This is a genomic window from Algoriphagus machipongonensis (genome assembly GCF_000166275.1).
GTDB classification, from domain to species: domain Bacteria; phylum Bacteroidota; class Bacteroidia; order Cytophagales; family Cyclobacteriaceae; genus Algoriphagus; species Algoriphagus machipongonensis.
In genome coordinates, this window is record NZ_CM001023.1 from 1,323,522 (window position 1) to 1,335,748 (window position 12,227).

At 39.3% G+C, this 12,227-nt stretch carries 8 protein-coding genes; all 8 read right to left on the reverse strand.

Features of this window, described 5'->3' with window-relative positions; translation table 11 throughout:
• Positions 1 to 4: 4 nt before the first annotated feature.
• The 8 genes from ALPR1_RS05770 to ALPR1_RS05805 all read right to left on the reverse strand — a co-directional run bounded on the left by ALPR1_RS05770 (position 5) and on the right by ALPR1_RS05805 (position 12,164).
• Positions 5 to 3,418: a ThuA domain-containing protein gene (locus tag ALPR1_RS05770; protein ID WP_237701622.1), complete on the reverse strand. Its 3,414-nt coding sequence runs from the start codon at positions 3,416 to 3,418 to the stop codon at positions 5 to 7.
• 168 nt (positions 3,419 to 3,586) lie between these two features.
• Entirely contained in the window at positions 3,587 to 4,735 is a 1,149-nt protein-coding gene (galK, locus tag ALPR1_RS05775) for a galactokinase (protein ID WP_008199120.1), read from the reverse strand.
• Positions 4,736 to 5,761, reverse strand: coding sequence for a LacI family DNA-binding transcriptional regulator (locus ALPR1_RS05780; RefSeq protein WP_008199122.1), 1,026 nt, complete (start codon positions 5,759 to 5,761; stop codon positions 4,736 to 4,738).
• A 58-nt stretch (positions 5,762 to 5,819) separates the two neighbouring features.
• Entirely contained in the window at positions 5,820 to 6,800 is a 981-nt protein-coding gene (locus ALPR1_RS05785; RefSeq protein ID WP_008199124.1) for a M28 family peptidase, read from the reverse strand.
• Positions 6,790 to 8,280 carry a cysteine--tRNA ligase gene (gene cysS, locus ALPR1_RS05790; protein ID WP_008199125.1) on the reverse strand — a complete coding sequence of 497 codons (1,491 nt, stop codon included), beginning with the start codon at positions 8,278 to 8,280 and terminating at the stop codon, positions 6,790 to 6,792. The genes ALPR1_RS05785 and cysS overlap by 11 nt, the downstream gene beginning before the upstream one ends.
• A gap of 291 nt (positions 8,281 to 8,571) precedes the next feature.
• On the reverse strand, positions 8,572 to 10,098 hold the full coding sequence (gene purH, locus ALPR1_RS05795; protein ID WP_008199127.1) for a bifunctional phosphoribosylaminoimidazolecarboxamide formyltransferase/IMP cyclohydrolase: 1,527 nt from the start codon (positions 10,096 to 10,098) through the stop codon (positions 8,572 to 8,574).
• Between the two features lie 177 nt (positions 10,099 to 10,275).
• Entirely contained in the window at positions 10,276 to 11,526 is a 1,251-nt protein-coding gene (locus ALPR1_RS05800; protein ID WP_008199129.1) for an MFS transporter, read from the reverse strand.
• A 41-nt stretch (positions 11,527 to 11,567) separates the two neighbouring features.
• Positions 11,568 to 12,164, reverse strand: a complete 597-nt coding sequence (locus ALPR1_RS05805) for a TetR/AcrR family transcriptional regulator (RefSeq protein WP_008199131.1) — start codon at positions 12,162 to 12,164, stop codon at positions 11,568 to 11,570.
• Positions 12,165 to 12,227 lie beyond the last annotated feature (63 nt).

The following is a 12,227-nucleotide window of genomic DNA, read 5'->3' on the forward strand; positions in this document are numbered from 1 at the left end:
TGGGTTATTTGGCGTTGAAGGTTAAACCTGACACTATGAAAGTGCCGTTACCTCCATCATTATTTGGTTTCGTCACGATAAACAATTGGTGTAGATTTCCATCAGTAGTACCTGTCACCGGAATGGTGAAGGATCCGAAATTAGGAGCTCCTTCTGGGCCATTAGATGGTTTCTGAGTAAATGTAGCAGAACCTACTAGCTCACCTGTAGGGCTATCTAAACGTAGTTCGAAAGTATAATCATCTCCAAGCTCTCCCATTGTTGCATTTGTGGCTGTTACTGAAGAAATATCCGTCAAGTCTACTTGATTAACTGCAAAAGAAGCTTCGTTTTTAGGAACCATCACTAAGTTCATTCCTTCGTAGCTCATACTGCTATAACCTCCAGCTAATTCACTGACATTGCCCATGTCTATGGTATTGCTTCTTAGGAGAAGGGTAGAAGAGCCTGTTAGTGGCTTCGTTGTCTCGCTACCCTTATCTGTATAAGAAGCATTCAGCATAAACATACCTGTTGGTGTTGCTTGCTTATCAAGCGTTGGGCTAACAGAACCAGAAGCAGGCAAGGAAGGAGTGTTCACTTGATCCAATGAAAGAATGTAAGCAACCAATGCACTAAGATCAGAATCTTTCATGTCTGGATTAGCAGGCATGGCTGTTTCTCCCCAGACACCACCGCCACCATTTTTGATTTTGTTCTTCAAATAATCAATATCTCCATCATCGTATTTCTTTGCTACATTGATGTAAGACGGTCCTACAGATGCCTCCGCTTCTTTATGGCAGGTTTTACAAGTCAATGTGGTGAAAAGAGATTTTCCTAACATGGCTTCAGTCATCACTTTGTGCCCCATGTCAGATTCGGCTTGATCCATTCCTTCGATATAATCCGCAGAAACATACAGCGTGCTTAAATCATTTGATGCGTTTGGATCTTCTTCATCTTCTACCGAAACGGTGTAATTCACTTTTTTGCCAGGGAAATAGAAAGCTTGATTTCCTTTCACAGCAATGGAAATTTTTGGAGCAGTGTTTCCTGAATATACGCTGGCTATGCCACTAGTTCCTTCCAATCCATCGGGATCCGCTGCGGTAACTTTTACTTCGTATTCACCAATTTGGTCAAAAGTATATTCCAAAGAAGGTGTTTCTGTGGTCTCAGTTTGACCGTTCCCTAAATCCCAAGTATAAGTGAGTGGATCATTTTCTGGGTCGCTTGAAGTAGCTGTAAATGTCACCGTTAGAGGATTGCTTCCAGAAGTTTTACTTGCTGAAATATCACTCACCACTGGTGCCCTATTTCCTCCATTATAATCAATTCTAAATAATCCTGCATCAGGGTTTTTCGAGAACCAGCCATTTCCATATTCAAGCATATAGATACGTCCATCAGAACCCATTTCCATATCCATTAATGCGTTGAATTTGGTGCTTGGCATGAATGGTTCCATCTTATCAAAATCACCATTTTCTTTGATGCTTACTGCTTTTACCCATCCTCGGATCCAGTCATAGATGAAAATCTTTCCATCATAGTAATCAGGCATCTTGGTATCTGCAGAATACATGTCAGAGTAATAGATTGGGCCTGCCATTGCATTCCTTCCTCCAGATCCTACTGATGGGAATTCTTTGGATTCACCATAAGGGTACCAAATAAATGCTGGAGCTAGTTCAGGCAATTCTTTGATACCGGTATTATTTACCGAGTTATTGATAGGGCCATTAGGGTCAAAAGCCTCGCCAGACTCACCTGTTACGTAATCGAATTCACGATATGGATAATTGTTACCTACAAAATAAGGCCATCCAAAATTACCTGCTTTTCTTGCCTGGTTTAATTCATCATAGCCTCGAGGTCCTCTTGTGCTCATGCTGTCAGCATTTGCATCTGGCCCTACTTCACCCCAGTACAAGAATCCATTCTTTTGATCAACAGAAATTCTGTATGGGTTTCTGTTTCCTTGTACATAGATCTCAGGTCTTGTTCCTTCTGTTCCTACTGGATACAAATTTCCTTCAGGAATGTCGTAAGAACCATCTTCGTTTACTTTGATTCGAAGAATTTTACCTCTTAGATCATTTGCATTACCTGAAGATCTACGAGCATCAAATTGCTCTCTTCCGGGTCTTTGGTCCAAAGGAGCAAATCCATTGTTTACGAATTTAGAGTCTTGTTGGTTGAAAGGAGTAGAGTTATCACCCAAAGAAAGGAACAAGTTTCCTTCTTTATCAAATGCAATTGATCCACCAGTGTGGCAGCAGATATCTCTATCTGAATGAACGTCCAAAATCACAACTTCGGAAGCCATGTCCCAAGTGTCATTTTTGAAGGTGAATCTAGAAAGTCTATTGATTTCTTCATCTCCAGAAGGAGCATAATAAACGAAGACATATCCATTTTCCGCATAGTTAGGGTCTTTTTGAATTCCCATTAACCCTTCTTCAGCGTTCACACCTCTAACTTCCGTTTTCCAATAAACATCGAGTTTAGCTATTTCTTTTAACTCTTCTGTCTCATTATCGAAAAACAAGATCTCTCCTCTTCTTTGTGCAACCAAAATATCCAAATTAGGAAGGATGGTCATCTCTGTTGGTTCAGTGAATTCACCTACTGATAAAGCAGTTTTCGTGAATCTATTCTCCTCAGGAACTCTCTTAGATTTTGCTTTACTGTAATCAAGCTCTAAGTTATCTCCGATTGCATATTGAATTCCCGCTAATAAATGCTTTAAATAAAGCTCTTCGGAGTAAGACTCATTAGTATGTCCACCACCAGTATAGAAGGCTCTACCTCCATCATAATCATGGAACCAGGCAATTGGGTGAACCCCCATATCAAAACCTCCTTTATAGGAGTCTTCATCAAGTTCCAATAATACATGAACATCAGGATTCATGTTTTTATAGCTATACCACTCATCTGTTCTTTCCCAAGGATTGGGAAGAAATGAAGTGGAAGGATTGCTCGCGTCTTTGACAGTGACTTGTCCTGCTTGAACATTTGGATTGGGGTCATTGATCCCCGGGTGATCCGTAAAATACCCTCCAACAAGGCGGCCATACCAGCCCCAGTTGTATTCCGTGTCAGCTGCAGCATGTATTCCTACATAACCACCACCTGCTTGGATATATCGTTCAAAATCAGCTTCCTGATAATTATTTAGCACATCACCGGTAGTGCTGAGGAAGATTACAGTGGAATATTGAGCGAGGTTTTCCTCATTGAACATGTCTGCTTGGGTAGTAGTGTCTACCGTAAAGCCATTTTCTGCTCCTAACTTTTGTATGGCTGCTATTCCTGTAGGAATAGATTCATGGTGATATCCTGCTGTCTTGCTAAATACAAGTACTTTTGGTTCCCCTGAGCGTTTGTTTTTACAGCTCCAAGTTGCCAAACTTACTAATAGCACAATCATAAGCAGGCTACGTAGGTTTTTTGGGTAATTCATATTGTTAAACTTTCGAAAATTTGGGTAAGATCAATAAAACGCACCTAAGTAACCTAAAATTGATCTAAAAATCAGCGTTTTGGATCAATTTTTCTTTTTGAAACAATAGTATTATAGATTTTGTGTTTTTTCTACTTAACCTAAAATTCTTGCTCCTTCAGAAGGGGTTACCTCTATAAACTCAGGGTCGATGTTGAATTGATTCTTATAATGAGTTGATAGATAGTCTTTTAATTCTTGTTTTTTACTAGTTTCTAAGAGGCTGATTGTACATCCTCCAAATCCGCCTCCCATCATTCTAGAACCCAAAACATAAGGTTTCTGTTTAGAAGACTTGACTAAAAAATCCAATTCTGGACAACTTACCTCATAATCTTTGCTAAGACTTTCATGAGATTCCCACATAAGCTTTCCAAATGCTATTAAATCACTGTTTTTTAAACAGTCGCCTGCTTCTTTTACCCGATGGTCTTCCATAATCACATGTTTGGCCTTAGGGAAAAGTTCTACTGGCAATAACTCCTTTACTTTTGCTAGATCATCTGGAGTAAGGTCTCTCAAAGTAGTAATGCCAGGGAAGCTGTTCTGCAGAATCTCAACACTCTTTTCGCAGGCTTCTCTTCTTTTGTTATAAGCAGAATCTGCCAATTTATGCTTGACATTTGTATTGGTCAGCAACAGAGAGTAACCTCCTAACTCTAGTGGGATTTCCTCGTGGGAATTGCTTCTACAGTCAAGTAAAAGCGCATGATTTTCTTTGCCAAAGGCAGAAGCATAGGGATCCATGATTCCGCAGTTGAGTCCTTCAAAAAGGTGCTCAGACTTTTGGGCATAAATGGCAATGGATTTTTTAGAGATTTTGAAATCAAATACCGCTGAGATAGCAGTTCCGATGGCAACAGATAAAGCGGCGGAGGACGATAGTCCAGATCCTACTGGAATGTCGCCACCAAAGACAATGTCAAAGCCTTTAACAGGATATCCAGCTTGCTTCAACAGGGAAACCATCCCCATGATGTAGTTTGCCCAATGTCCTTTTTTCGGAGAAAAATCATTGATGTCAAATGCAAAATCTTCCTCAAAATCTAAAGAATGGATTTTTGAAACAGTTGTTTCATTTTTACAAATACCTACCCAAATTCCTTGGGAAACTGCAGCAGGGAATACAAACCCTTCTTGGTAGTCGGTGTGTTCTCCTATTAAATTGATTCTTCCTGGGGCAAAAGAAATTAATGGCTCCTTCTTGAAAAGTTCAAGAAAGGATTTTGCGATTTTTTCGCGCATTTATAGGTTGGTTTGAGTGGATTTTCTAGGCACAAGAGTAGTCTCTAGTACGATGGAAATAGGGTCGTCGGAAGCAATTCCGTCTAACTGATCCAGTAAATGACTCACAGCTAATTTCCCCATCTCGTAGCCAGGTTGAGAAACAGTTGTAAGAGCTGGTTCCACAACAGCGGAAGTCGGGTTGTTGGTAAATCCCGCCAAGGCAATATCCTCTGGTATTTTCACACCTTTGCTTTTCCACAAAGTCATAACATCCATTGCTACCGGATCAAAAATACAAAACACTCCGTCAGGCTTGTTCTCCATTTCAAGTACTTCTTCGGCAATTTTAATATTCCCTTCAGTCGTCAGATCAGTTACTTTTATTAACTCTTTTTCTTCTTTAATTCCAAAGTCTTTAAGTGCTTTTAAATACCCTTCTTTCCTCTTCTTACTAATGTAGAGGTCTTCTGGTCCTGAAACATACATTACTCTTTTGCAGCCCATTTCCAGTAAATGTTTCGTGACTTGATAGGCGCCACCCACATCATTAAATGTGATTTTTGAAACAGGAATGTCCTCTTGAACACGGTCGAATAAAACAAATGGAATTTCTCGATTGTAAAGTTCAAAAAGGTGCTCGTAATGGTTGGTTTCACGACTCAGAGAAATTAATAAAGCATCTACCTGAGTAGCGACCAGGGTTTTGATATTTGCAATCTCAAGCTCCAAGTTCTCATTGGATTGACAAATCATGATGTTATATCCTCTGACGTTCGCTTGATCTTGGATTCCTGAAATACAGGAGGCAAAAAAGTGAGATGTTATCTCTGGTACAATCACCCCGAGTGTTTTAGTCCTGCTGATTCGAAGACTTTGAGCCAAGAGATTGGGTTGGTAGTTCATCTCATTAGCCATCTCCACGATCTTTCTTTTTGTTTCAGGATGAAGTTCCGGAGAGTCCTTTAAGGCTCTGGAAACAGTGGAAACAGAAACGCCTAATTTTTTGGCGATTTCCTTCATGGTAACCTGATGCCCTTTTTTCATGGTGTTTTTTTTATAAGTTTCAGGATTTTCTTTTGGAATAGCCCGAATTAACTAATTATTACTCTTGATATACTGTAAATAAAACAGTTTCTCCCACAGCTTGCAAAGTTCTCTTGTCAATCAAGTCCATATTGTCACTATGGGTATGATGATAATGTCCAAATCCAGAATCTGGGGAGAACTGAATGATATCTATCATAGGTATACCCGCGTACTCGTTGACAAAAGCATGATCATCTAGGATCTCTGGAGTATTTCGCATGACAAAAAAGTCACTATGACCCACTTTAGCAGCATTCTCCCACACTTTTTTGAGAATTCCTGAGGCATATTGACGAGAATAGCCCTCATAATAGAATTTAGCTCCTTTGGCACCTACCATGTCTAGTAAGATGCCATAATAGGCGGTGTAATTTGGAATGTGTTTGTTTTTGGACCAATGCTGAGAACCTAAACACCACCAAAAATCCTGGGAAGTATTTCGGACTCTTGTTTGCTCTGGCTCACCATCATCTTCTCCGTCAAACAGGATGAAGTCTATACCAACATCTGGCTTTAATTCTTGGGAATGAATGGCTCTGGCTACTTCCAGTAATACCCCAACGCCACTTGCACCGTCATTCGCACCATCAATAGGTTTATCCATATCCTGGGAATCTTTATCTGCAATTCTTCTTGAATCCCAGTGCGCAGAAAGCATAATTCTTTTCTTCGCCTCTGGTTGATAAGAGGCAATAATATTGCTTAAATCCCAAGTAAGACCATCATAGGTAGTGGCTTCAAAATCCTGGGTACTTACTGTTAGTCCGAAGGACTCGAACTTAGCAATGATCCATTCTTTTGTAGCTTGATGACCAGGACTTTCCGGAACTCTTGGTCCAAAATCTACTTGTTTTTGAATATAAGTATAGGCAGAGTCTGGAGAAAAAGCAGGAAAAGGCTTAGGTGGCGTTTCTTCTACTTTTTCATTCTTATTTTCTGAAGAGCTACATGCCCAGGCAAAAAGCAATACCCCGATAAGCCAAAATCTATTCTTCATATGCCCAGTCAATTTTGTCTTTCATATCTTTTACTACAAATCCCAAGTCTTTCAAACCTGCTCTGATTTCATCAACTTTTGCGTAATCCCGAGCTGTTTTCGCCTCTGAATAAAGTGTCAAAAGCAGATTAATCATTTTGTTTTGAGTATCTGATTTCTCTTCAGTTAAACCTAGGATATCTTCCACGAAAGTAATGAAAGTGGAAATCAATTTTGAAAATACTTCTTCTCCAAAAACGGCGGGCTTTAGCTGCCCTGTGTAAATGGAATTGATCTTTTTCAATAAATTAAATAAATGGCCAATTGCCTGAGCGGTGTTGAAATCATCATCCATTGCCCGGTAAGCATTGGTAATACTGTTTTCAATTTGCTCAATCTGTTTCTCATCTACTGGCACATCCGATGTTTGATATTCCAGCATTTTGGCGATTCTCAAACCATTAATCAGTTTCTTATATCCTTTTTGAGCTGCTTTTAAGGCATCATTGGAGAAATCTAGAGTAGATCGATAATGGGCAGTCAAAATAAAATAACGAATGGTCATCGGGCTATAAGCCTGCTCAAGCAGTTTATGTTCTCCTTTGAATAATTCCTGAAGGGTAATAAAATTACCTAAGGACTTACCCATTTTCTGCCCGTTGATGGTAATCATGTTATTGTGCATCCAGTAGTTTACCGGATCCTGATGGTTACATGCATTACCCTGTGCTATTTCACACTCATGATGCGGGAACATCAAATCCATTCCACCACCGTGTATATCGAAGTGATTGCCCAAGTACTTTGAACTCATGGCTGTACATTCTAGGTGCCATCCAGGAAAACCGATTCCCCAGGGAGACTCCCATTTCATCAAATGCTCAGGAGCTGCATTTTTCCATAAGGCAAAGTCTACAGGGTTTCTCTTTTCGCTTTGACCATCTAGATCTCTGCTGCCACTCATTAGCTCCTCTATTACTCTCCCTGAAAGTCTTCCATAAGGAGTCTTTTCATTGTACTTCAAAGTATCGAAATATACGGAGCCATTGACCTCATAGGCTAATCCTTCCTTTAATATGGCTTCAACAAGAGCGATTTGTTCAGGAATATGACCTGTTGCTCTTGGTTCAATATTCGGTTTCCAAGTATTTAACAAGGCCATATCTCTATGGTAGGAGTCAGTGTATTGCTGAGCGATCTCCATGGGTTCCAACTTCTCAAGTTTCGCTTTCTTGGCAATTTTATCTTCTCCCTCATCAGCATCACCTTGCAAATGGCCTACGTCAGTAATGTTTCTGACATAGCGAACTCTATAATCCAAGTGTGTCAAGTATCGGTTGACTGTATCAAAAGTGATTGCCGGACGGGCATGACCTAAGTGTGCATCACCGTAAACTGTCGGGCCACAAACATATAAACCTACGAAAGGAGGATTGATGGCTTGGAAATTCTCTTTCTTGCGGGAAAGAGTGTTGTATAGCTTTAAATTATGCGATTTCATAGGATGAATGAGGTACGAGGTATAAAATACCGTGTACGGTTTAAATCCGATTTTGATTCAGTCTGCAAAATAGCAGATTCAAACGGGGAAATGAAAGGTAAATAGAATTAGGTTAATGTAAGTTCAATCGCGATTGTCTTACTGGTATATTGTTTTAAATAAATGGAAAAGCCATTTTCCTGATAGAGTTCTTTTCCTTCAGTTTATCGGTCTTGAGTATCATAAAAAAGACCTTCGAAGTTTTGAATTCCGAAGGTCTTGATTCTAGGTTCTAAAATCTAGTATCCAGAATTAATGCTTAAAGTGTCTTACTCCGGTCATCACCATCGATATTCCATTTTCATCACAGTAGTCAATACTCAACTGATCTTTGATAGAACCGCCTGGCTGAACAACTGATGTGATACCAGCTTTATGAGCGATCTCTACACAGTCTGGAAATGGGAAGAATGCATCAGATGCCATTACTGCTCCATTTAGATCAAAGCCAAAGGACTTTGCCTTTTCAATGGCTTGTTGCAATGCATCAACTCTTGAAGTTTGCCCCACACCAGAAGAAAACATCTGGTTTCCGTTACTAAGGATAATGGTGTTTGATTTGGTGTGTTTACAGATTTTCGCAGCGAATACCAAAGCGTCTTTTTCTTCTTCAGTTGGCACTTTTTTAGTAGCAACTGTGAAGTCTGCCTTAGTTTCAGTAGCCAGATCTTTGTCTTGTTCAATCACTCCATTCAATAGCGTCTTCATCATCTTGGTACCAGGAAGTTCCATTTTTTGCTTAAGCAAAATTCTGTTTTTCTTTCCTTTTAATACCGCCAAAGCATCTTCTGTAAAGTCAGGAGCAATCAATACCTCAAAGAAAAGAGAATGCATTTCTTCTGCAGCATCCTTATCTACCGTTTGATTAGTGATCAAAACTCCGCCAAAAGCGGAAGTCGTATCTGCAGCGAAAGCTTTCTGATAGGCTTCTTTAACTGTAGGAGCCAAAGCAACGCCACAGGCATTGGTATGTTTTAAAATTGCAAAAGCAGTTTCTCCCTTGAATTCAGCAATCAAGTTTACAGCTGCATCTACGTCTACCAAGTTGTTGTAAGAAAGCTCTTTTCCGTTTAACTGATCGAATAGATCCTCCAGGTTGCCATAGAAATGAGCAGATTGATGAGGATTCTCTCCGTAGCGAAGTGCTTTTGATTTGGTTTCTGAAACTTTCAATGCAGGAATGTTTTCACTGCTATTGAAGTAATTGAAAATGTGAGTATCGTAGTTTGAAGAAACCTGGAATGCTTGAGCAGCAAAATAACGACGATCTTCTATCGTAGTAGCTCCGTCTTGTTCTGCTAATTTTTCCTCTAACTCAGTATATTGATCTTTTGATGCGATGATTGTCACATCTTTGAAATTCTTAGCTGCGGCACGAATCAAAGAAATACCGCCAATATCGATTTTTTCGATAATGTCAGCTTCAGAAGCTCCTGAAGCAACTGTTTCCTCAAAAGGATACAAATCCACAATCACCAAATCAATGGCAGGAATATCAAATTCAGCAGCCTGAGAAACATCCCCTTCGTTATCTCTTCTATAAAGAATCCCACCAAAAACTTTCGGGTGAAGAGTTTTTACTCTACCTCCAAATATGGACGGATAACTTGTCAATTCTTCTACTGGGATTACTTCAGCTCCTTGTTCCTCGATAAATTTCTGAGTACCACCGGTGGAATAGATTTTTACACCGTGTTTTTTCAGAAGGGCGATGATTGGTTCGAGATTGTCTTTATAAAAGACAGAAATAAGGGCAGATTCAATTTTTTTTGTAGCCATTTGGAAATGGATTTGTTTGATTTCTTAAGGATAGGCACGTCCGCCATAGCGGAATGCAAAGGTAGGAAAAAAGGTGGAAAAGGAGGAATGGGAATCGATTGATTAATAGCTAATTCTAAAGCGGAGCTTCTGTAATATTTTTGAAGTATTCATGTGTGAATTCAAGAACACCTTTTTTTAAATAGTGCTTACCAATCGGTGGTAATTCCAAGCGGCGAGTCCTCCTATAAATGAAAATAAAGCCAGCATCCAAAATACATGTTGGTGTCCAACAGCCCCAAGTGAATTTTCTAATAGGTATCCTATACCAGGTCCTGCAAATATATCTGGTGTAAAGCCTATCAGGGATACAATGCCAACCGCAGTTCCTGTAAGTTTCAATGGGATTTGTCCTTTCTCCATCACGGCAAAGTATAACGAGCGTGTGGCATAAACTCCAGTTGCCACAATCAAAATCGAGACAAAGAATAAAACTGAGGCTGAGGATGTGATGATTCCTGTTGTAAATAATAAGGATCCGAAGAATGAAATAACAAAGCCCATTAGCAGCCAAAAAGTAGTTTTTGATTTATCCGCCAATACTCCAATTAGCACACCTATTAAGGGGCGAATAAATAATAACAATGTGCCGATTTGAGCTGCTTGCACTTGGCTATATAGCATGACGTCTTTTGCGTAGAGTGAAAATACATCAGTGATTTTATAGCCCACATAGGCACAGAGAATAACAATCATTAGTAACCACACGGAAGGTAATTTCAATACTTCTTTGACTTGGGTAGCAGTTAATCTTTCCAGGATAATTTTTTCATGAGTTTGCTTTTCCAATTTCAAAAAGAACCAGACCAATATTCCAACCAGGGCAACTATTCCGGTAGATGCCCAAATGACTTGTTGGAATGCTGCTTTACTATCAACAATTGAAGTTTCGGAGATTTCAGATGAAATAAATAAAGAAAATACCGTGACACCAATCAAACCAAATAGCGCACCTACCAGTCCTCTTCCCCCATCTAAAAAGCCAAAAGCCTTGCCCTGTGAATTGGAACCACCCCAAATCCTAGTAGCCTTGATCATTGGAGCCCAGAATAAAAATATGGTGGTAAAACCCCAGTATCCATATAGGATTCTTAATACGGAATAACTGGGAAATGTAGCGTAAAGCAACCCTCCTAAAGCAGTCATCCAAAGAGCTATGGCAATTAATTTTCTGGGAGCAAACTTGTCGGCTAATGGACCTCCAAAGAGATAAGAAAGTAAGGCAACGACACCATATACCGAAAAACAGAGCCCCAACTGAAAATTGTCCAGACCAAACACTTCCAAAACTGTAGGTCTGAAGACTCTTGAAAGAACAAAGGGAAGGATAAAAACAGACTCTCCGGCCAAAATAAGTAATAACAGGAAGTACCAAGGAGCTTTATTCATGGAGTATTTTGTTTCCTGTTAATTTAATCTATTCAAATGACTCATTTATTCTTGTCATGAATAAGTCCTTTGAAAAGTAATTTCATTCCCCATTCCATTAATTCGATTGATTCCTTGTTATTCAAGCCACAAACGTCTTTTGTGACGATAAGAGGCTCTATCCCCATGAAAATTGTTAGAAGATTTGATAGTTTTTCTTTCTCTTCATCTGTGAAATTGGTGTCTTTTAAAACCAATTGTAAGGTGTGTTTTCTTCTGGCGCCTCTTTTCGGTGTAGAATTGTTTGAGTCTAAAACGATGCTTAAATATTTTCGAAATAACTTTTCATGATCTAATGCGAGGTGATTATAATAATCTTGAATTTCTAACACATTGTTTTCTAAATCGTCTCCATTTAGATTTTCAATAATTTCGTCAGGACTTTTTGTGCTTATATCTAATCCTGCTTCGGATGCCAGTATGTCGATATTGGAAAAATACCTATAGACAGTGGCTCTTGAAATGCCAGCTTTTTTTGCAATGTCCTCTAGATTGAAATCCAGGCCATTATTCAAAAAATATTTAGCAGTCTCCAGAATTTCCTTTCTGGTCTCTAATTTTTGATTCGTCCTGCCAGTTTTTAAATAACTCTTACTCATGAGACAAATATCTTATAAAATTTGTCCAAATGAAAATTTAGCTATATTTTCGTGAGACATAAA

Coding starts and splice junctions, on each gene's coding strand:
- ALPR1_RS05770 (WP_237701622.1), bottom strand. CDS start 3,418: ATGATTGTGCTATTAGTAAGTTTGGCAACTTGGAGCTGTAAAAACAAA.
- galK (WP_008199120.1), bottom strand. CDS start 4,735: ATGCGCGAAAAAATCGCAAAATCCTTTCTTGAACTTTTCAAGAAGGAG.
- ALPR1_RS05780 (WP_008199122.1), bottom strand. CDS start 5,761: ATGAAAAAAGGGCATCAGGTTACCATGAAGGAAATCGCCAAAAAATTA.
- ALPR1_RS05785 (WP_008199124.1), bottom strand. CDS start 6,800: ATGAAGAATAGATTTTGGCTTATCGGGGTATTGCTTTTTGCCTGGGCA.
- cysS (WP_008199125.1), bottom strand. CDS start 8,280: ATGAAATCGCATAATTTAAAGCTATACAACACTCTTTCCCGCAAGAAA.
- purH (WP_008199127.1), bottom strand. CDS start 10,098: ATGGCTACAAAAAAAATTGAATCTGCCCTTATTTCTGTCTTTTATAAA.
- ALPR1_RS05800 (WP_008199129.1), bottom strand. CDS start 11,526: ATGAATAAAGCTCCTTGGTACTTCCTGTTATTACTTATTTTGGCCGGA.
- ALPR1_RS05805 (WP_008199131.1), bottom strand. CDS start 12,164: ATGAGTAAGAGTTATTTAAAAACTGGCAGGACGAATCAAAAATTAGAG.